The following is a 21,516-nucleotide window of genomic DNA, read 5'->3' as shown; positions in this document are numbered from 1 at the left end:
GTTTAGATATAGACAAACGAAACACCTCACAAGTTATAAATAAGAAAAGAAATTTTTATAAAAAGAACAATTGTTCGTATAATACATTTTTTACGAATAGTTAATCTTTTGGGTATTTTAATAAACTTTACTTAGGTCTTGCAACTCTTACTTCAATCATAGCTGGGTCAGGTCGTGCTGCAGAATTCGGTATTTTGTTTAAAGGTGGAGAATACCTTGAAACTACCCATCATATTGATACGGTTATTTTAGATAAACAGGAACCGTTACAAATGGTAAACCCGAATTGACTGATATTTTTGTAGAAAATGGGGTTGATGAACAGGAATTTCTATCTTTAATTAGGGACAGCTGGAAAACAATCTGAACATCTACTTGCCGAAGCCATTGCTCAAGGAATTCAAGCAAGAGGGATACCACTTAGTTTAGTTCAGGAATTTGAAGTCATCCCTGGTTATGGGAGAAAAACTATAGTCAATCAAAAAAGAAAGTCTGGTAGGAACTCGGAAACTCATGAAGCAAAATAATGTAGATATTTCCAAAGCTCTTCCAGCCATGGAGGACCTAGAAGGGTAAGGAAAAACTGCGATGCTAGCTAGTGTTGATGATTAATATGCTGGTCTTATCGGCTGTGGCTGATACCATTAAAGGATACTTCTCAAAAAGCCATTACAAGGTTGCAAGAGATGGGTATACAAATTATCATGATAACCAAAGAACAGCTAACCCTTAAGGGGGAACCATAGGACCATTAATTTAATACCGTACCTAAAGGTCCTGTTGATTTTAACCATATTTGATAAAACCGACTTCTCCTTTAGTTAATTATCATTTGTTCATAGATGTTATTTATTAACTAGTTAATTTTGCTGAAATGCCTTTAAAAAATCCAACTCCTGATATTTTAAGGGAAATCTTATCCGGTACCTTAATATTTTTTTGAATATATATAGACAGATTATCTATTTTAAACTCATTATAGTGATTCAAATCCTTTGGTTTTTTGGGAATAGCCAGTAAATCCTGTATCCCTACTGCACAACATCCTTTTACTTCAACGCTATTAACTGTCAGATGTTTTCCTTTTGATTCAATCCAGCTTTTTGCTCTATCATCAATTTTAAAAATCATATCCTCACTCCCGATTTTTACAAACTGCTACTATAAATAATTACTCTCAATATAGAAAGAAAATATTGAAATGTCAAACAAATAACAGTGGATGAGTAATTTACAATTTAGGTCTTGATACAGTTAAAATGACTTATGATGAAGTAATTTTAACTAAGTATGATTTATATAAAATAAAGTAACAATTGTGCTTTTGCAAAAGGTTTGATAGTTTATAAAAAAGATTATGTATTTTAAGAAAGAACGATGATTTATAATAAAGTTTGATTAAAGGAATCGTAAAATTTAATGATCATCATCTTTTTTTGTAAAGCGGATGGTTAAAAAATAACAAAATTGGATGGTCAATTTTGTTGTATGTTCTTTATTATAGGAATGAAAAGCAATCGTGTTTGTTGCCTTCTCTATATCTGATTTTAATATGCGAAAGCGGATTGAACTTAGCATATTAAGTTTTCGGGAGTAAGAGGTAGGTTTTAATCATATATAAAAGGATGGGAAAGCGGTATGGGAAAAGGACTAGCAGGGAAGCGAATTGCAATTGGCGGCTCGCGAAAAGTAGAAGAAATTAGTACATTAATCGAAAAACAAGGGGGTATTCCTATTGTACGTCCCCTTCAAGGAACTGTTTTTTTAGCAGAAAAGGAGGTAGAACCTGACTTACAGAAGTTTGTCATGGAAGGGGCAGACTGGGTTATTTTCACAACGGGTATTGGAACAGAAACTCTATTAAATTTAGCGGAAACATTGGGTATTAAAGAACAGTTTTTAAATAGAATCCAGCAAGCCAGTATAGCCTCAAGAGGGTATAAAACACTTGCAACGTTAAAGAAAATTGGGATTAAACCGGTTGCGACGGATGAGGATGGGACTACTCGTGGATTAATTCGTTCTCTTGAAAGCTTTGATTTTTCGGGGAAAAGAGTAATGGTTCAGCTCCATGGGGAAACCGCTCCAACGTTAATAAAGTTTCTTGAAGATAGAGGAGCATCTGTGTTAACAATTCTTCCTTACCAGCATATTGCGCCTGATTCAGAGAAAGTTGCAAAATTATGTGAAGAACTGCTAAACAATGAATTGGACGCGGTATGTTTTACGACTGCTATCCAAGTTCGGTCTCTTTTTAACTTTGCGAGGGAGAATGGCTGCTTAACAGATGTTTTACAATCCTTTCAAGGTAGAGCGCTTGCGGCTGCTGTCGGAAAAGTTACTGCGGAGGCTTTAGTAGAAGAGGGAGTGGAACGCTTGCTTGCTCCCGAACTTGAAAGAATGGGAGCTATGATTATTGAGTTATCTCGTTACTATGAGAAACTTTAAAGAATATATGAGTAGCGATGTTTAAATAAAAAAAGTTATAGTTTTTAGAGTGCGAAAATCACTATTATCATCGCACTCTTTTGTTTATTTAGATAGTTAATTATAAATAGGATTTTTCCTCTATTATGGATTAGAAACGATAATAAATACCTGACTTAAAACAACTATTTAGTACATGAAAATATTCTATAGCCCAAAACACCGTCATACTTTGCCATGATATTAAAATGTTCATACATTACCGAGTAAAGTTCAGGTTCAATATACTCTGAGTATTGGAATTCAGGATTTGGATTGTATTGGAGCATAGATTGTTCTTGCATACGAATATTTATATGTTTAAAACCAGCCTGTTCAAATAAAGTGATCCAATTCTTTTCCGTAAGGACGGAGCCTAATCCATAAAATTGTTTAACTTCTTCCTCTATAGTTGGGGAAAGCCGTTTATTGGTGGTAAGCTCATTTGCAATAAAACGCCCACCATTTTTTAATAATCGAAATATTTCCTTAAGAGCTTTTGGCTGATTTACAAAAGAAAGGACAGATTCGGAAATAATAAAATCAAATTCCCCATCCTTTAGCGGAAATTCCTCTATGGAGCCTTGAATAATTTCCACTGGTAATTCGTATTTCCTCATTCTGCTTTTTGCTTTTTCCACCATTATAGAGTTAATATCCATCCCTGTTACTTTTGCTCCGTATTGCTCAGCTAGATAGGCGGATGTTTGACCAGTACCACATCCTACATCTAAAATGCGAGAAGTTTTGTTAATTTCTTCAGTCTTAAGTATTTCCTTGGTTAGACCAATGCCACCAGGATGTGCTCCCCCAACACCAAATTTAGACAAAAAATCTAAATATATCGACCCACCAATTAGAATCACCTTCTTTAATTCTTATTTTATAAAATATGAAAATGTAAATAAGATGTTCATCCCAGAATGACAGATGTTACTTTCAATGTGAAATAGGCTCTTGAATCCGTAACAACTACCCAAATGAATCATAATTTGTTAAAGAAAGCACACGTAGTATTTGATGATTTCATATACACAACACACACATTACCTTCTTTCAACTCTCAGGTATTTAACCTGATTATTAAATATAAAGGGGAGCAAAAAAATGCACAATTTTCAAAATGAACTACAAATGTTAGGAATGGATAATTATCAAGTTGGCCAGTTAACTCCTATAGATTATCAGACTCAAAATCCGCTCGAGTTTGTCGATATGCGTCGTTGTGGTGGCTGTGGCGGTTGTGGTTTTCGTTGTGGCGGCTGTTTCGGCATTGGCTTTGGCTTTGGCTGTTTTGGTTGTTTTGGTTTCTTTATTTAGCTGTTGGGAAGCTGTTGATTGTTCTTCAAAAAAATTCAGGTTATTTTATAAAAAGAAGTGTCCCTGCATTGTCGTAGGGACACTTCTTTTTGGGTTAATCATAATGGACAAATACAAGTACATAAAATGATAGGGAATAATGAGGAACGATTAGAATGAAGGAGGAACTGAATGACGAAACTGAACTCACACTCACGTCTCAAGGTGAAAAATGACACATTTTATCTACCTAATCCACAAGGCGGTGTGTATTTTAGAAATAACGTAAGCTCATTCCGTATGGAAGGCGATACAATCTATCAATGGATTGAAAAACTGATGCCGATGTTCAATGGGAAGCAAACATTAGAAGAGTTGACAGAGGGACTAACACCTCCGTATCGAAACAGGGTATATGAGATTGGAGAAGTTTTGTACACGAACGGCTTTATTCGAGATGTAAGCCAAGATTGTTCCCATCAATTAAAAGCAGATGTTCTTGAAAAGTATGCTTCACAAATTGAATTTATTGAGAACTTTGTTGATTCTGGTGCGTATCGTTTTCAAGAATACCGTCAAGCTAAAGTTCTAGCTGTCGGATCAGGCTCTTTTATGGTTTCGTTGATTTCTGCACTAATTGAATCTGGACTTCCCAAATTCGATATTATGGTGACGGATTCAGTACCTACAAATCGATTGCGGATTAATGAAATGGTGAAGAAGGCCAAAAGGGATGACTCCGAGGTGGAGATAAACGAGATACCATTTGAAAAAGGGCAGGGAAAGAATTTTTGGCAAGCAGCTGTGCAGCCATATGATTGGATATTATATGTTTCCCAAAATGAAAATATAAAGGAACTTAGGAATTTAAATCTGATCTGTAAAGCGGAGAAGAAGGCATTTCTACCTGCCTTATGTTTAGACCGAGTGGGGCTTGCAGGTCCTTTGGTGCATCCAGAATCAGAGGAGTGCTGGGAATCTGCATGGCGTCGTCTTCATCAATCTACATTGCAACAAGATCGGCAGTTGCAGACATACTCTTCCACAGCAGGATCGATTCTGGCGAACATCATTGTATTCGAATTTTTTAAAAAGACTACAGGAACTGCAGATTCAAATCAAAGTAATCAAATTTATCGGCTTGATCTTGAAACATTGAACGGAGACTGGATTTCATTCATCCTACATCCATTGGTTAAGAATATCAGTGTATCGTCTAGAATGGTTGAAGACCTTGATGTAATACTCAAGCAAGAACGGAGTGAAAAGAAATCGCCAATTAATCTCTTGGAATATTTCAGTTTATTAACTTCAGAAGAAACAGGGATTTTTCATACTTGGGAGGAACGAAACTTAAAACAGCTTCCTCTTTCGCAATGCTATGTTCAAGCAGTAAATCCAGTGTCAGAGGGACCAGCAGACCTCCTGCCAGAGGTTGTGTGTCCGGGGTTTACGCATGAGGAGGCAAAAAAGGAAGCCGGACTGACTGGCATTGAAATGTATGTGTCACAAATGATTAAGGGATTCAGGGATCAAAAAGACCAAGAAGAAGTGAACATAGTGGAAGGATTTATCGGCATTGGTGCAGGAGAAACAGTTGAGGAAGCTGTTTGTCGCGGCTTGCAAGCCTATTTAGAGGAGGAATTGAAAAACCGAAAAATTAATCAGCCGAACACGATGTTTCGTGTACAACTGGAAAAAATAGAAGATCCCCACTGCAGGTTTTATTTAAATTCCCTTACTACATTAAATGGTGCACCAACAATTGGCTTGGAAAATAAAGTGTTAGGCTTTCCTGTAATATGGGTACAGTCGCAGGGCCGTCGGTACACGAGTATAGGTTTAAATACAACGTTAGCTTTACGGAGTGCCTTGCAACAAGCGCTTTTGGATATTCAAAATGAGGGGGAATCAACAGATAGGGAAGCGGAGTCAGCTGTTTTTCTGAACGGAAAGGAAGGGAAACTCGAAATCCCTTCTTGTGAAGAACTAACAAAAGAGGAACTATTACAATCCTCTATTCGGATCCTGAACGGAAACAATAAAAGGCTCTTCGTGTATGATCTTTCGTTCGAACCTTTTTTAAAACAAGAACTGGCAGGGGTGTTTGGTGTGCAGATACGAGGGGAGGAATCCTAATGGCAGCTCGTATTCTAATTGACGGAAATGGTTTGTTAGCGGATTTTGTCTATGATCAATTATCCAGTAACTATCACGTAACGCGACAAAGCATATTGGATGAGGTTCCTAAAGAAACAGAATTAGCTCTGGTGCTGCAGGATGCCTGGCATCCATTGGTTCATCAAAAAGCGGAAGAAAGATTCAGGGGCATAGGTATCCCGTGGCTTCGAGGTTTTGTTTCATTCGGGGAGGGAATAATCGGTCCATTCGTACAACGCGATAAACCAGGATGTTCTCGATGTGCTGACATACGGCGCATGATAGCTGGATCCGATTCCCAAGAAATGTTGGGGCTTCAGATGAGAATGGCATCAGGAGAAGGTGTATTGCGAGATGCATGGGCATCACGAATGGGGCTATTGCAAATGACAGCTTTGATATGTAAAGAAGTACAGAGAGTTCTTCAAGGAGAACCCAGCAGCTTAGAAGAAAGAGTGTTCATTACTAACCTTAGAACGTTAACGACCTCCAGTCATCTTTTCTCGCTCGATCCATTGTGCCCGTTGTGCAGTTCAATACCTGATGACACACCCAAACTAGCTCAAATTAGGTTAGAATCCAGTCCGAAAATAAATGAGGGCAGTTATCGCTGCCGTTCGATGGATGAATTAAAACCAGTGCTTGTCAAAGATTATCTCGATTATCGTACTGGGATCATGAATAGGAAAATGCAGGATTTGGTGCTGCCATTTGCTGATGTTCTAGTGAACATGCCGCTGTTTGGAGCGGATGAGGGAGTGGCAGGAAGATCTAATTCTTATGAAATGAGTGAGTTAACTGCCATTTTGGAAGGATTGGAGCGATATTGCGGGATAGAACCTCGAGGCAAAAGAAGGACAATTCGTGATAGTTATCATAATTTAGAAAATCAAGCGCTAAACCCCATAACAGTTGGTTTACATGAAAAAGATCAATATAAAAAGTCAAATTTTCCGTTTAAACCTTTTAATCCTGATGATCCAATGAATTGGGTCTGGGGTTATTCATTCTTACAAGAACGTCCTATTCTGGTTCCGGAGTTACTCGCCTATTACAGTTTAGGCTATGGAGGAGAGGGCTTTATTTATGAAACCTCCAATGGGTGTGCATTAGGAGGAAGTTTAGAGGAAGCTATTTTTCATGCCATTATGGAGGTAGTCGAGCGAGATTCATTCTTATTAACTTGGTATGCTAGGCTCTCTCTTCCTCGTCTGGATCTTAGTTCTGCTAACGATAAAGAATTACAGCTGATGGTCGACCGTATACGTGAGGTGGCGGGATATGACCTTCATTTTTACAATTCTACGATGGAACATGGGATTCCAAGCGTCTGGGCAGTGGCCAAAAACAGAAAATCCAAGGGTGCAAACCTCATTTGTGCAGCTGGAGCTAACCCTGATCCAGTGCGGGCTGTAAAAAGTGCGATTTATGAGCTGGCAGGAATGATGTTTAGGCATGACGAAAAATTGGAGGAAAACCGGCAGAAATACGAAAGGATGCTACAAGATCCGTTTGCAGTACGTACCATGGAGGACCACGGTATGCTGTACGGTTTGAGAGAAGCAGAGAAACAACTGGATTTTCTATTGGATGATTATCGCCCGTTACGTACATTTGCTGAAGAATTCAAGCAACCGCCGGCACATACTGATTTAAAAGATGATCTTCAGGATATTCTTAATAAGTTCCGTCGGTTAAACCTTGAAGTCATTGTGGTTGACCAAACAGCACCTATAATCAAACGAAACGGATTATTCTGTGTAAAGGTTTTGATTCCTGGAATGCTGCCAATGACATTTGGACATCATCTTACTCGAGTGCAAGGGCTAGATAGGGTACTTAAGGTACCAGTGCAACTAGGATTTAGGAAGACGCCATTATCGTTTGAACAGCTTAATCCATATCCACATCCGTTCCCATAATTAAAGAGTAGGAGGACAAAAAAATTTGGAGCTAGAAACATTTCTACACCATCTACACTTTGACACGGAGAAAATCGTTCCGCCGGATTGGCAGGTCGATTGGGAAGACGCACCACTTCCTTATAAACTGTACCGTGGTTTACCAGAGGTTCCTCTTACCGCTGATGTACCTTTAGTACTCAATAGAAGAGAATCTACTCTAAAACCCAGCCTGATGGAGCTTGGTCATTTTTTATGGTATGTATACGGTCTTACCCAATACTCTCAATTCGCAAAGGAAAAAGATGGGGGCTTCACCCAGTCATTAAGGAGATTTGTTCCCTCTGGAGGGGCGTTGTATCCCAATGAATTATATGTGTATATAAAGCTTGAGGATGCTCCAATAGGAATTTATCATTACGATGTTGCCCATCACCGCCTCAGTTTGGTGCGGGAAGGAAATTACGATTTCTACTTATCCAGAAGTCTTGGAAATAGCTATCCTATTACTGACTGTTTTTGTACCGTTTTTGTCTCGACAATTTTTTGGAAAAATTTCTATAAGTACAATAATTTCTCCTACAGGTTACAAGGGTTAGATGCAGGTGTGTTGATTGGGCAATCGTTAGAAGTGGCCAATCAAATGGGTTTCTCTTCAAAGGTCTGCTACCAATTTCTTGATCAATCTATTAATCATTTGCTTGGACTATCTGAACAGGATGAAAGTGTATATGCGGTAATTCCATTATCTGTTAATACATCCATCCATGGTGTCGACAACGATCAAAATAGAGAAGAAATTATTTCTGCTACAGACTTGTGTCGGGAAGTGCCATTATTAAAGCATGTTTCCTATAACCGTTCAAAGAGGATTGTTGATTATCCGATGCTGAGAAAACTTAACGAAGCATCCATGTTTGAAACAACTCAGTCATTTGTAAAGATAAAGAAAAATAATAGTGGGAAATTTTCCTTAGGTACGGAGATGATCTTGCTGCCAGTTACAGAAAATTTTTCATACGATTTCGCAACGATTTGCAGCAAGCGGTATTCTCCTGATAGCGATTTTATAATGGGAAAAGTAAGTCAGACAAAACTGGCTACATTGTTAAAAGAGACATGTTCCTTCTCATATCAGAATGACCTTGACGATACACATGGGAATGTTGGGGGGCGTGTTTCTTTGTATGGCAGTTTGTATAATGTAGAGGGAGTTTCAAGTGGTGCCTACTCTTATGATAATAGTGCTCATGCACTTCGGAGAATAACGAAGGGAGATCACCGGCAGTTTTTACAATTAGGATTAGTAATGCCCAATGTGAATTTGTATCAAGTTCCGCTCTGTATGCATGTCATCGGAGACAAGAATCACCTCATAAACAGATTAGGAATGAGAGGATATCGCATTCAGCAGATGGAAGCGGGGATTCTCGTACAACGACTGCTCTTGGTGTCGTGCGCTTTAGGGATGGGGGGCCATCCACTGCTAGGATTCGATGTGAACCAATGTGATCAACTTTACGAAATCGATTCGAAAGGAAAAACCAGCCTAATTCAAATCCCAGTGGGTCCGTACCGTCCCCGCGCCTGGTTAAAAGGAAGTTTGCTTGGCTAGGGAGACAAGAGTACGTTCTATTTTGTTCTCAACTGTCGTTGAACCTTGACAGGGTTGAGGTCGGGGGTTCGAACTCCTCACAGGTCATCGATACAGAGCCTTGGTAACTTGTAGCCCTGTTAATCAGAATAAAGGAACGTTTATGGTTTAGTAGACATTTGAAGCACGGATTAGTCAGTATTCAACTAAATTTCGGGCAAGGACCCTGTCGGGCAGCATAAACTGACATCCACCTCATGGAAAGGTTGGACGAAGGAATTTTGGAGCGAAGACTCTGTGAGACATGGGAGGGTTGACCTCCATGAGAGATGTGGAGACCATTAGTGCAACTATAATTTAACTGGATACCCACTTATTAGATAACGGTGGTTAAGTGGCTAAAGGCTTTTTTTACTCTTCCGTTCTAGAAATATCCTTTTCTTCCCCTTAATCCCAAGGGGAGAATGGCTAATACATGTAAGCAACTTTAAAACTCTGAGAAAATAGGAGAAAACAAGAGATATTCCTTATTTTATAGAGGGAGTTTAGTGGAAGAAGGGGTTTATTAAAATGGTGTCTAAGTATCTTATTTTAATAGGAGGAATTGTTTTTATTATCTAATTTTGCGACCGGACTCCACATAAAAGGCGGCATGGAATTTGGTTCCCTGCCGCCTTTCTTGTTTTCTATGGTTGGTTGGTCTGATATTTAAGTGGGAACGTGATGTCAAACTCACCCTTCCGCACTTTCGCCAAACTGCGTTTTGCTCCTTTAGTATCGGCAAACGGGAAATGCAATAGATTTCTCTCGTTGTCCTTCAGGTAGTCGGCAAGTTGAATAACCTTCTCCTTCAAAGTCTCCGGTGTGAGATAGGTATAAGGCTCAAAATACTCCACTTCCCCGAATCTCCCTTTATAAAAAGCAAGGCGGTCAATATAATGGTGGCTTCCTAGTTCATGTTCCTCCGAGTAAGCATGATAGGACAATTCGTTCAACAGGAAGTAGCCCATCAGTTGCAGGAAGTCACGTTTGGTTCCGGCATGTTCCTTGGTCGTTTTGAAATCATACAGCGTTCCGTCAATGAGGATATCGGCATCCGCTCCCCCTACCAGTAAGGAACCGATACCAAATTCAGGGCTGTAATAAATGCTTTTCTTTTTCTTCAACACTTCCTGTGTCATGAAGGTTTCCTCGAAGACCTCCATCATCCCTTCCAACTCTCTCCTTATATCAGCAGAAGCCGGTTGGTTGAAGATAAAATCCAAATCCACTGTTTCTGCTTCCACAGCCCCCCGATAAATCTGTTCCAACTTCGCCATGTGAACCGCTATTTCATATAAAGGCTCTATTGATTTCCTGCTTGGCATGTTTTCCCGAACCGTTTCTATCCACGGCTTGTATTTCTCCTGAAATAAACGCCCGCCGTCCGGCAGAACTAATAGTTTCCTCATCCCCCCCATGGCTCTGAAGGACTGCGTGACCTCTTTATCCTTCTTTAACTTGGCAATCCTTAACCGTGCCATGTAATCGAAGGCTGTACCCAAGAGACTTGCTTGGTGGACGTTCTCCATCGCACTTGGCACTCTCGATATGTATTCATTTGAAAAAGGCTTCTTCCCGCTCAATGTATAAAAGCTATCTTTCGGCGGCTCCACGGACTGCAGTATCTCCCTGAATCCCTTGTCTTTGTTTATCAGACTGCTTAATGACAATTTGTCATCCCCTCCTATGTATCCACATCCTCTCTCAATAGTAAACCAACCCAAATACTCCGTCCATTTTTTTACCATAGGAAAGGCGGCAAGGAAATCTTCTCACCATTAGGGTTTTTAACAATATTAAATAAGTTTTGGCATAACAAAAGGGAACTATATTTATGCTGTACAATAAGTATTATACAATCAATAGAGAATGCCTAAACTACTGTCAATATGATTATGATTGTCATATGTTTGCCGGTTTTCCTAAACTAACGAAGCAGGTGTGCGGCCGAGCTTAGGTCGTGTCATATAGCGGGTGGGATTCCCGTCGAGTAAGAACTAGCCATTCGCTCGTAGCGAGTCTTGGAGGGCTAAAGGTAACTTTAGTTTTTAAGCGTAGACAGTTAGGTGGAGCAGCCGTCAAGGCTGAGAATCTTATGGAGTGAAAGTCTCCTGTCATCAATTGACCGATTCGGATGACTAGCATATCCAATGCGTGGGGAGGTAACGAACTACGTTCTGCTTGGAAGTAAAAGTCACGGCGGCCTATTCTACACAGAGAGGATAAGGTCGGAACAGTCTGTGTGGCGAGCAAACACAGAGGCCAGAAGGATTTAACGAATACTGCAATCCCGAAATCTACGCCCCTCAAAGAAACTGTTCGAGGGATGTTTTGCTTAGCGTCGACCTTTGCCTAACGGGGGAAGACCGATGTCTTACGGGAAGAAACGGTCAAAAGCACCGTAAGAGCAGCCGGGGTATGGGTTCTGGCATCTGTGGAAAGATTTTCAGAGATAACGACGGGAAGGTCCTACTTCAAATTGGGAAGGTACTAACCAATAAAGACCTATCATATAAGAGGCTAATAGAAAATGGTAGGATGATTTAGGATTGGCGCATGAGGTCGTAGTAGCAATGAGGGAAGGGTAATGCCTTCTTAAGTGTAAGGAAATTACACTTCTATCAAGGTAACACCTTTGATAGGGCAAAGGACCTCTGGGCACTTGGAATGTTTGAGCATTATAGACTCTGAGCTATAAAGTATGTTTAAACTAACTTACAAGTAAACCTACAAATGATGGGGGAATATGTGTACCGACATTTAATCCTGCGGTTGTATGGGAAGGCTTGTAGGTGATTAATCCAGGGTCAGAACCGGACTCGGGAAATCCGACCGTCCGGGATCGTAGGGGGGCTACAAGAAACGTGAATCATAATTGATTGCGCGCGCTTGTTTTCTACCCGACAGCGGGCCGAAAGCCAAATGGTTGAAGGGATTGAGCTCCATAATGTTAGTAATTGGAGAGGGCTGATGCTTTACCTGCAGCAGAAAGCTACATTACATTCTTCGCAAAAGGCAAGAAGAATGAAACCTCTCTGGAGTCAGAGACCTTGGCACGTTATACATTGATATGATACGGCAACTCGGGAGACCCTACCGGTCTTTTCTTTTTTTTTAGAAGAGTATGGTGTACAAGCGATAACAAGTAAGGAAACCAAATGCCGTGTAGGGAGTCGGATAGCAGCGTAGTACCAATGAAGTTGGGTAATGCCGATGGAGGAAAGGTTAGCTACCAGTTATCACCCTTACTAGGGACACATTTACTACACACAGAGGTAGGGATAATAAATGGAAACAAAACTACTAAGGATAGCAGAATTAGCAAAATCTGATCCTAAAATGAAATTTACATCCCTTGTACATTTATTAAATGAGCAATCACTAATTCAATGTCATCATGAGTTACCAAATAAAAAGGCAACTGGGGTCAATGGTACAACTAAAGAACAATACAATGAAAATCTAAAAGAAAACGTAGAGGATTTAGTAAATAGGCTTAAAAGCAAAAGTTATCGTCCTGTTCCAGTAAGGAGAATGTATATTCCAAAGTTCAATTCAGATAAGAAAAGACCGTTGGGAATACCAAAACATGAGGATAAAATTGTACAAAAAGGCATTACAAAGATACTAAATACCATCTATGAGAATGACTTTCTAAACTGTTCCTTTGGATTCCGTCCAAACCGTAATTGCCATGATGCTTTGAAAATACTGAACTATTACATTGAAAAGAGGTCAGCAAATTATATAGTAGATGTAGATATCAAAGGATTCTTCGACAACGTTGACCACACATGGATGATGGAGTTCTTAAAACTGCGAATCTCTGACCCTAACCTCCTAAGATTAATTGGCAGGTTTCTTAAAGGTGGATATATGGAGGAAGATAAGAAATACAAGACAGATAATGGCACACCGCAAGGTGGAGTAATATCTCCGATATTAGCCAACGTTTATCTTCATTACGTCCTAGACCTATGGTTTGAGAAAAGGGTTAGAAAACAGTGCAAAGGACAAGCGTACATAGTGAGATATGCAGATGATTTTGTTTGTTGTTTTCAATCTAAAAGTGAAGCTGAACAATTCTTCGAATCATTAAAATTTAGGTTAAAGAAATTTAACTTAGAAATAGCTGAGGATAAAACTAAAATTATTCCCTTTGGAAAGTTTGCGGAGAAAGATGCAAAACAAAAGGGAAACAGTAAACCAGCAACCTTTGATTTCCTGGGCTTTACACACTATTGTGGGAAAAGTAAACAAGGTAATTTCCGAGTGAAACGGAAGTCAAGCAGGAAAAAAGTCCAAGGCAAACTCAAAGAATCTAAGGAATGGTTGAAGATTAATAGAAATAAAGATATTCATATAATTATGGATAGATTTAGACGCTCTCTTATAGGTTATTACAATTATTATTGCATCACAGATAATACCCAAAGTGTAAACAAATTTAGAGACAAAATCGGATACTTACTGTTTAAATGGCTCAATAGAAGAAGTCAAAGGAAATCATTTACGTGGGATAAATTCAGACTCTTTCTTAATAAATACCCATTACCTTACGCAAGAATTAAGGTTAACATATATGACTTAAGAAAAGAGATTAGCTATATTATGTGAATGGTAACTAGGAGGAGCCGTGTGCGTTAATTGCGCAAGCACGGTTCTGTGAGGGGGGAGGAATGCAATCTACCGTGAGGTAGAGAGATTCCCTTCTACTCGACTAATTTAAGAAGGAAATGCTCTTTCCAACGTCGAATATAATTGGCTAGACCCGGTACATGAGAAGATAACCATGATAGTTGATGAAAATGTCATCAAAAAAACTATAATTTCAAGATGCTTTTGTTTTCTAACTTAAGGGGGACAAGTATGTCTAGAATACCAATTGGACCAGTTATTGAAGGTGTTAAAAAAACAGGGAAATTCGTTAAAGACAACAAAAAAGAGATTGCGGCATTTATAAGTGTTGTAGGTAGTATTGGAGGAGCAGCAAAAAAGTGGAAAAAAGAATCCAAAACAGGCGAAAAATTGCATCCAAGGCATAATAGTTATTTACATTATAAAAATAAAATACTAACGGAATTGGATAGTCAAAATAGGAATGAACTTTTTCAATATATAGATGAAATCGAACAGTTTATCCAACAGATAAAAAATGAGGAAAAAAAAGAAATTGTCGTAAAAAAGCCTATACATGAAAAAAGAATTAATAATTGGAATGATATTCTTATTCAAATTAAAGATAAGATGTCTACAAAGGATTATCTTGAATTTATTAAAATTTATAACAACCCAAATTATCAAAGTGAATATTTTGAAGGTTTTGAGGGGCATGTCGAGAAATTTAAAAAACTCAATAATGTTGAAAATTATGATGACCTATTGAAATATATTGCAGAAATAACTAGTAGGAATATTGAAAAAATCAAGAAAGATTTTTTACCAAAAGACTAAAAAATTACCAGAATATTAAGCCAACATGGTTAAAATAAAGGGCTGAAGGGCTACTGCATGATTCCTTATTGTTTAAAGGGAAATACAATTCAGTATAGGCAGTAACTGGTGCATGAGTTAAAGAAATGATCGCTGCGGCGGTCATTTTTCTTATTGCGCTAACGAGTGCTTTAATAAAAAACGTACCAATACAAAAGAACTTGGCAAACCAACCAAGCTCAATCTCCTTTATATCAACTTAATCCTTGCTCTTTAGCTTTAGCGTAAATTGTTGACCGGGGAACACCCGTCATCTTGGCAATGTCGTTAACGCTTAACCCATTTGATTCTCTTTCTCTATATAGCTTTAAAGCCTTCCTAATATCCTTCTCTGGCTTTCCGATACACCCCATGTGTTTCCCTTGTGCCTTTGCCCTCTCACGCCCTTCTGCCGTTCTATCAGCTATTAAATCACGTTCAAATTCAGCAATTGCTCCAAGCATGGTAAACATGAGCTTTCCGGCTGGAGTAGAAAAATCAATCTGTTCTTTGATGAATACAAGGGATATTCCCCGGCTCTGCAGATCCTTCGCAATTTTATGTAAATCGAAGGTACTCCTAGCCAATCTGTCCAGCTTGTAAACAACCAGCTTGTCGCCCTCTCTAAGGTAATCCAAAGCCTTTGCAAGTTCCTCACGGTCGCATTTGGCTCCACTTTGCTTTTCCGTAAAAATGCTTTCGCAGCCATATTCGTTTAATTTGTCGATTTGTAGCTCTAACTCTTGGTCTTTAGTAGATACTCTTGCATAACCAATAACTGCCATAGTTGTTCTTCCTCTCTTGTTGTCTAAAAGTCTATTATCTTTTGTGCATTTTTTTTAGACTAACTTTTAGACAATATCAATAGCAATAATAGCAGCATTTTATGGTGTTTTTTTCATTGAACAAAACTTATAACTTCGAGACATATTATAGAAAAATTTATGGTTAAAAGTGGACAACCGGGGGAAATATTACTAGGTTAATGTTGGATGTTTCTTTTTAGATATTAATTTAAATTGCGAATGTGCTATTCTAAAGAGTGAATAAATTATAAGTGGTGGAATTAATTGAAAAAAATCATTGAGTTAGGACCAGAAGTAGGTAAAGGTGAACAACGGGATATTTATTTGAAAAGGGAAATACACTTTTTGCAGAAAGATTTTGCAGAAAGATTTATAAAAATTGCCGATCCAGATATAGTAGAAGTACTAGATAAACGTATTAAAAATATGCTAGGTGTATATTAAAAATCCGTATTGAAATTGAAAAATTTTAAAGACCACTAATAGGTGGTCTTTTCTTTTAGAAAATAGCCCCAGTGGATTATTTCTGTGTCTCATTAGAAATGTAATTATTTGTCTGTTTTTTTGGAAGTTCGACAAAATATTTAGGTTTTCGACAAGTCAGATGTGATATTAGTTATTATAGACCATAGTAGGTAATTTTAGGGGGAATTTAGTTGGAGGAAAAAAGTAAGCTTATAGTATTATTGCCTGGAATAATGGGATCTAACCTTAACTTGGGGAAATATCAAGTTTGGCCGAGATATTTCCCTGATAATATTGGAGTATATGAATTTTATTTACCATTAGGGAGAATGGATATCAAACCAGCTGGTGTTATGGATTATACATATTCCAATTTATATGAGAGCTTGGCAGCTAATCCAGAATATCAAGTAGAACCATTTCCGTATGATTGGAGAATAAGTGTACTAGATAATATTGAGCGGCTACATGACATAATGTTAAGACATACTGATAAAGAAGAGATAGTTCTTGTCGCCCACAGTATGGGGGGACTGATCACAAAATTATTTTTATCTAAGTATAAAGATGAGGAATATACAAATAGGATATCCAAATTAGTAACAATGGGTACCCCGTGGTATGGGTCGATGGAAGCATATAAGACTCTTCGTTATGGCGCTGGTTTACCTTTTGAAAAATTTCCAATTGTCTTAACAAGTGAAGTGTCAAAAAAGATATCCAGAAACTTTCCAAGCGTTTATCAGTTGTTACCTCATACTGAATATTTTACAAGAGTTAAAAATATACATAATGTTAGTGCGATAACAATAAACGAAAATGAATTAAATGACTGGTCATCAATTTATAGTAGTGAAATTGAAGAGTTTTTTGCCGAGTGTCAGAGTATTCCAAATGAAGTCCTAGATAAATTTCATGAGAAGTTACACGAAGAACCCATTAATATAGAGCATCATGAAATCATCGGTATAGGTAATTTGACATTATCTGCAATTAAAAGGAACAATTTTGGTGAGACTAGTGGATATTTTAAAAATGGAGATGGTACTGTACCTTTATTTAGTGCTACATCTGAAACTACTAATAAGNNGAGTATCACATCAAAAGTTACCGAAAAATGAAATTGTCCATAATATTATTAATAAAATTTTGTATGGTGACACAATAACTGAAAATGAAAATGTTTTGTTAACCGAAGAAAAAATTCGTGAATTAGGTTTTATGGGCAAGATTATTCGTATTGCATGTCCAGTCAAAATTTCCTTAATAAAAGACGGAAAATCTATTTATGGGTTATCGGATGATATCGGATATGAAAATATTGAAGAATTAATTGATTCTGACATTGAAGTACTAAAATTAGGAAATACAGTATACCTACTCATGCATGAAGATGAGATAGATAGTGAAGAAAAAATCATAATTGAAGCTTTCGATGAGGGGCCAACAACTGTATCAATAGAACAGTACGATAAGGGTAATATTGTACAAACTGCTTTATTTAAAACTTTTAATATTGATACCAATGTTACAGCAGAATTAAAGCTGTCAAAAGATGTTAATAATTCAATTTTACTTATTAATAATGAGGAAAATGAAGATATCCCAATAACTCCTTCAGTTCAATCTAACGAAGAGCCAAGTGTTCCTGATACAAACTTTACTGTTAGTCATAGCCGGGGAGGCATGTATGGAAATATGTATGTTTGTACTGGTGAAGTTAAAGTTATAATTAACCAAATCATCCCAGGAACATATGATGTTAAAGACACTTATGTTCGCGTAAGGGATGAAAACTTCAGGTTGACCGGTGCCGAATACATTCTTAATTTAGAGGATGGGGAAAATTTAATTGAAGTATTCTCGACTGATGAATTTGGAAATGTAGAGAATCCTAAAAAAATCCTCATTTATTATGTAAATGAATTCAAGCCTTTTATTAACATTGAGGTCCAACTTAACCAATATGAAGTTCAAGTAGACCATAATATAAATTATTATAAAATACGTGAATTATGCGATTTTCCTGAACCAATTATTAGATTTGAAATTGAAAATGACCCACAAAGGCAACCTGTGGTCCAAAATGGGCTTCAGCAGCCAGGGCCACATCCTGGAAATCAAACTCCACAAGAACAAGACGTATTTGTGATAAATAATAAAGTTAGGGTTATTACGAATAATCCCAAGCTAAGATCTATAAAAATATACTATGAGAGTGTCTTGGGAAGTATCGAAGAAGATTATCTTATCGAAGAGTTTAATATTGACGATAACGCGATCAAGAGTATTTTTGAAGGTATCGGTGGTGCAACTAACTTTATAGAAATTTTAGAGGGGTTCAAAATCCAGAATCCAACTGACGTAAAGTTGTTTAAAGTAGAAGGATACCATTTTTATAAAAGAATAACTGATCAGCACATAAATAACTCGCGAAGGATCGTAATTACGTTTGAAAATAAGAAATTTGAATTAATAAAAGGCTCAGACTATATCCCGATATTTTATAATTTGGATGAATCTATAGAAATTGAGGAAGATAACAATTATAAGTTTCGTTTAAGAATTATTGATAAAGAAGGTAGAGATATTCGAAGTTTAGATCTAAGTGCCTTCTTAAAAATTCAAATTCCGAATTCAGATACTCGATTTACCGAAGAAGTAAATGTTCCCTTCAATCAGCAAAGCGACTCTTATGAGGGTGAATTGGACTTAACTGAGGTACAGACTATATTACATGATTATTGGGAAAACACACCTATCCATTCTGCAGAACTAATTATTACCAAGTCCGGAGTTAATTCTAGTATAGTAAGGGTAAAGGAAATTAAAATACGTAAAGCTCGTTCGTAACCTCAGATATTAAAGGATAAAGGGAGGGGTTAATGGTGGTATATGTAATCACAAATTTAATTACTTGTATTTTGATTACAGTTTGTTACTTTGTGTTTGAAAAATCTTTGAGCAAAAGATTATTGCCGAACTTTTCAATTTTATTTTTTTACAAGTATTTCCTTGCCCCTCTTACGTTATTCGCAGTAAATCTGTTGCTATTATTGATTTTTTCAAAAGAATTATGGTTCTTTTCACTTATACCGTTGTCAATACCGGTAATTAATTTGATTTATAGAGGCGTTTCAAAAATTAAGTATGGTTTGAGGTATGACGTTTTAAGTGGCGAAATTACTCCTAAGATAATCCAGGAGCTAGAGATGGAGAATTTCAATATAAATAAAGAAGATCTAACTTTTATCATGTATAAACAAATGAAACAGAAACGGGTTGACATAACAATTAATTCTGAAAGAAAAGATGATGATCTAGTTAAAAAGATTATAGGTATAGAAAGAAAAATAAATAAGGAATATGCTGATATAATCATAAATCTCTTCTTGGAAAAAAAAAGAAACATTAAACTTATCTAACGTTTACCAGGACCTCTACAAGGTGTAGAGGTCATTTTTTATTTTTTGGTACTTTAAGTAAATTTTCAACGTTCATAGGAACAAAACTCTCTCTAAAACGTGTAATTATAACTTCGTGCTGTAAATAGAAAACCGTTATTATCACACTTCAGTATTAATGGATTAAATTGTTTGCTATCAATTTAGAAGTAGATTAATTTTAAAGTTTTATAATCTTTTATTTTTACGATTAAATAATCTCCTTACAGGTGAAAATTTATTGTGTTGCTGTCTAAGATGTTCTGAATCCGTTTGGATATATTTTCCAGTTGTTTGGATATCAGCGTGGTCCAAAATTTTCTGTAGTGTGAATACATCTCCACCATTTAAAACATAATTTCGCGCAAAAGTATGCCGAAACATATGTGGATGTAGTTTAGTTATGTTTAATTTCTTCTTAAGCCGATTTAATCTTTTCCTAAAGGCGTCGGGAGTAAAATCATCTCCGTATGCATTCATAAATATCCGGGAACCATCGCCAAAATATTGTACAGTTTCATCAACCAGCTGTTTTAATCGTTTTGATATTTCACGGCTCATTGGTATTTCTCTATGTTTTCTATTTTTAGCGATTGCAGAGGGAACATAAAGGGTGTTCTGTTGAAAATCAACATTGTTAACGGTAAGTGACATTGCTTCATTGATTCTTAATCCCGTGTCTAGTAATAGCAGCACTAAGGTTTTATCTCTCCACTGAGCAAATAACTTATCATCATACGAAGCTAGGATCATATCAACTTCTTCGTCAGTCAATCCTTGAACTTCTTCATGTGCGTCATCTTTTACAAGTGGTATATTTCGTGTTGGATTTTTGTTAATGACCCCTTCTTCGGGCAAAAATCGAAAAATTGCTTTTAAATTTCGTAAACGAATATTTATGGTATATACCGATAATCCTCTTTTATTTCTCTCTCGTTTTTCGTCACCTTGATAAGGAAAACGGTCATTTTTTAGATAGTTAATGTACTCTCGAATAATAGTACTTGTGACTTCATTAATGTATTCAATGTCGGATCTTAACCATTCCTGAAAATATCTAACCGTATCATAATACCCTTTAATGGCACTTTTCCTTACACCCTCTGCTTCCTTCGCCTTAATGAAGATTTCAATTGCTTCATCAAAAGCATATTGGACATCCGTTGTATGTCGGTCATCACGAAACTGTCGGTCATTGGTCGATTTTGTTTGTCCTCTTTGTGCAATAAATGTAAGTCCCATAAGTTATTTTGCCCCCTGTTTGGATGGCTGCATGTCCTAAAGTCACAAAATTTCATGTCCTACAGTGTACCGAGAAAACAGCAAAAAAACGCTAATTTTACGCTATAGATCAAACCATCTAAAACAACGGTTAAATAGCGTTAAATCAGCGTTTTCAGTATTTTTTACGTCCCGAAGAGGATTCGAACCTCCAACCTACAGTTTAGGAAACTGTTGACCAATTAATAGTTTTTAGTATTCCTTTTTATTATGGGCTATTATGTGCCATGCTTGGTGCCCAAATTTTAAAAATATTAAATCACAAGAAAACATTAGAAAGCAACAAAGCTTTATATATCAGTACTTGAGGGTACTTGAAGATACTATAAAAACAGATGCCAGCAAACTTCAAAACTGTTTGAGACCTGGTGTGCCAGTTAGGGAGATTCAGTTCCCCTGTACTCTCAAAGAGAAATGTTTAACATTAAATTTAATAGTAAGCAGGAATATCAAGTTAAAACACATGGTGGCACAATTGTTAAAAAAACTTTGTGTCCCAAGAAATTTGGTCGGTGTTACTTGGTGGCAAGTTGGTGGCAGACTGGTGGCAAAACCAAACATATTGCCACCATTTTCATCTGTTTAAA

The 21,516-nt window shown here is 37.2% G+C and carries 15 protein-coding genes and 1 pseudogene; 11 read left to right on the top strand and 5 right to left on the bottom strand.

Annotated elements, in window-relative coordinates:
* Window positions 1–131: 131 nt before the first annotated feature.
* A pseudogene (locus tag V7068_RS21705) lies at window positions 132–713 on the top strand (HAD family hydrolase); the annotation flags it as partial.
* Window positions 714–852: 139 nt separating this feature from the next.
* Here V7068_RS21705 and V7068_RS21700 read toward each other — a convergent pair.
* The gene (locus V7068_RS21700; protein WP_499714502.1) at window positions 853–1,131 is read right to left on the bottom strand and encodes a CC/Se motif family (seleno)protein; all 279 of its coding nucleotides are present in this window, start codon (window positions 1,129–1,131) and stop codon (window positions 853–855) included.
* Window positions 1,132–1,638: 507 nt separating this feature from the next.
* Here V7068_RS21700 and V7068_RS21695 point away from each other — a divergent pair.
* Window positions 1,639–2,448, top strand: coding sequence for a uroporphyrinogen-III synthase (locus tag V7068_RS21695; protein WP_499714501.1), 810 nt, complete (start codon window positions 1,639–1,641; stop codon window positions 2,446–2,448).
* A 164-nt stretch (window positions 2,449–2,612) separates the two neighbouring features.
* Here V7068_RS21695 and V7068_RS21690 read toward each other — a convergent pair whose 3' ends face one another.
* A complete protein-coding gene (locus tag V7068_RS21690; protein WP_499714500.1) occupies window positions 2,613–3,332 on the bottom strand; it encodes a class I SAM-dependent methyltransferase in 720 nt (239 codons plus the stop codon).
* A 241-nt stretch (window positions 3,333–3,573) separates the two neighbouring features.
* On the opposite strand from V7068_RS21690, the gene V7068_RS21685 reads away from it, so the two are divergent.
* The 4 genes from V7068_RS21685 to V7068_RS21670 all read left to right on the top strand — a co-directional run bounded on the left by V7068_RS21685 (window position 3,574) and on the right by V7068_RS21670 (window position 9,441).
* Entirely contained in the window at window positions 3,574–3,786 is a 213-nt protein-coding gene (locus V7068_RS21685; RefSeq protein WP_499714499.1) for a heterocycloanthracin/sonorensin family bacteriocin, read from the top strand.
* Window positions 3,787–3,957: 171 nt separating this feature from the next.
* The gene (locus V7068_RS21680; RefSeq protein WP_499714498.1) at window positions 3,958–5,904 is read left to right on the top strand and encodes a putative thiazole-containing bacteriocin maturation protein; all 1,947 of its coding nucleotides are present in this window, start codon (window positions 3,958–3,960) and stop codon (window positions 5,902–5,904) included.
* Complete coding sequence (locus tag V7068_RS21675; protein WP_499714497.1) at window positions 5,904–7,847, top strand: TOMM precursor leader peptide-binding protein; 1,944 nt, start codon at window positions 5,904–5,906, stop codon at window positions 7,845–7,847. Before V7068_RS21680 ends, V7068_RS21675 begins: the two co-directional genes overlap by 1 nt.
* Before the next feature lie 25 nt (window positions 7,848–7,872).
* Entirely contained in the window at window positions 7,873–9,441 is a 1,569-nt protein-coding gene (locus V7068_RS21670; RefSeq protein WP_499714496.1) for a SagB family peptide dehydrogenase, read from the top strand.
* Window positions 9,442–10,106: 665 nt separating this feature from the next.
* On the opposite strand, the gene V7068_RS21665 is transcribed toward V7068_RS21670, so the two are convergent.
* Window positions 10,107–11,132 (bottom strand): hypothetical protein, encoded by a 1,026-nt coding sequence (locus V7068_RS21665; protein ID WP_499714495.1) that lies wholly within the window; start codon window positions 11,130–11,132, stop codon window positions 10,107–10,109.
* 1,618 nt (window positions 11,133–12,750) lie between these two features.
* Between V7068_RS21665 and ltrA the strand changes: the two genes are divergently transcribed.
* Both ltrA and V7068_RS21655 read left to right on the top strand, forming a co-directional pair.
* Complete coding sequence (ltrA, locus tag V7068_RS21660; RefSeq protein WP_499714494.1) at window positions 12,751–14,079, top strand: group II intron reverse transcriptase/maturase; 1,329 nt, start codon at window positions 12,751–12,753, stop codon at window positions 14,077–14,079.
* A gap of 252 nt (window positions 14,080–14,331) precedes the next feature.
* Entirely contained in the window at window positions 14,332–14,916 is a 585-nt protein-coding gene (locus tag V7068_RS21655; protein WP_499714493.1) for a hypothetical protein, read from the top strand.
* 233 nt (window positions 14,917–15,149) lie between these two features.
* Here V7068_RS21655 and V7068_RS21650 read toward each other — a convergent pair whose 3' ends face one another.
* Window positions 15,150–15,719 carry a recombinase family protein gene (locus V7068_RS21650; protein ID WP_499714492.1) on the bottom strand — a complete coding sequence of 190 codons (570 nt, stop codon included), beginning with the start codon at window positions 15,717–15,719 and terminating at the stop codon, window positions 15,150–15,152.
* A gap of 285 nt (window positions 15,720–16,004) precedes the next feature.
* Between V7068_RS21650 and V7068_RS21645 the strand changes: the two genes are divergently transcribed.
* The 3 genes from V7068_RS21645 (at window position 16,005) to V7068_RS21635 (ending at window position 19,630) form a co-directional block, all read left to right on the top strand.
* Window positions 16,005–16,184, top strand: coding sequence for a hypothetical protein (locus V7068_RS21645; RefSeq protein WP_499714491.1), 180 nt, complete (start codon window positions 16,005–16,007; stop codon window positions 16,182–16,184).
* 254 nt (window positions 16,185–16,438) lie between these two features.
* Window positions 16,439–17,326, top strand: a complete 888-nt coding sequence (locus V7068_RS21640; protein ID WP_499714503.1) for an alpha/beta fold hydrolase — start codon at window positions 16,439–16,441, stop codon at window positions 17,324–17,326.
* Between the two features lie 1,764 nt (window positions 17,327–19,090).
* Entirely contained in the window at window positions 19,091–19,630 is a 540-nt protein-coding gene (locus V7068_RS21635; protein WP_499714490.1) for a hypothetical protein, read from the top strand.
* Between the two features lie 207 nt (window positions 19,631–19,837).
* On the opposite strand, the gene V7068_RS21630 is transcribed toward V7068_RS21635, so the two are convergent.
* A complete protein-coding gene (locus tag V7068_RS21630; RefSeq protein WP_499714489.1) occupies window positions 19,838–20,890 on the bottom strand; it encodes a tyrosine-type recombinase/integrase in 1,053 nt (350 codons plus the stop codon).
* Window positions 20,891–21,516 lie beyond the last annotated feature (626 nt).

This window comes from Bacillus sp. JJ634 (genome assembly GCF_036962285.1).
Classification (GTDB): domain Bacteria; phylum Bacillota; class Bacilli; order Bacillales; family DSM-1321; genus Peribacillus; species Peribacillus asahii_A.
Note: the sequence above shows the minus strand (reverse complement) of the source record. Positions and strands in the feature narration are given on the sequence as shown.

What these genes read in the sequence shown, in the direction of transcription:
- V7068_RS21655 (WP_499714493.1), top strand. Translation starts at nt 14,332, where the DNA reads ATGTCTAGAATACCAATTGGACCAGTTATTGAAGGTGTTAAAAAAACA.
- ltrA (WP_499714494.1), top strand. Translation starts at nt 12,751, where the DNA reads ATGGAAACAAAACTACTAAGGATAGCAGAATTAGCAAAATCTGATCCT.
- V7068_RS21695 (WP_499714501.1), top strand. Translation starts at nt 1,639, where the DNA reads ATGGGAAAAGGACTAGCAGGGAAGCGAATTGCAATTGGCGGCTCGCGA.
- V7068_RS21675 (WP_499714497.1), top strand. Translation starts at nt 5,904, where the DNA reads ATGGCAGCTCGTATTCTAATTGACGGAAATGGTTTGTTAGCGGATTTT.
- V7068_RS21635 (WP_499714490.1), top strand. Translation starts at nt 19,091, where the DNA reads ATGGTGGTATATGTAATCACAAATTTAATTACTTGTATTTTGATTACA.
- V7068_RS21685 (WP_499714499.1), top strand. Translation starts at nt 3,574, where the DNA reads ATGCACAATTTTCAAAATGAACTACAAATGTTAGGAATGGATAATTAT.
- V7068_RS21650 (WP_499714492.1), bottom strand. Translation starts at nt 15,719, where the DNA reads ATGGCAGTTATTGGTTATGCAAGAGTATCTACTAAAGACCAAGAGTTA.
- V7068_RS21700 (WP_499714502.1), bottom strand. Translation starts at nt 1,131, where the DNA reads ATGATTTTTAAAATTGATGATAGAGCAAAAAGCTGGATTGAATCAAAA.
- V7068_RS21680 (WP_499714498.1), top strand. Translation starts at nt 3,958, where the DNA reads ATGACGAAACTGAACTCACACTCACGTCTCAAGGTGAAAAATGACACA.
- V7068_RS21630 (WP_499714489.1), bottom strand. Translation starts at nt 20,890, where the DNA reads ATGGGACTTACATTTATTGCACAAAGAGGACAAACAAAATCGACCAAT.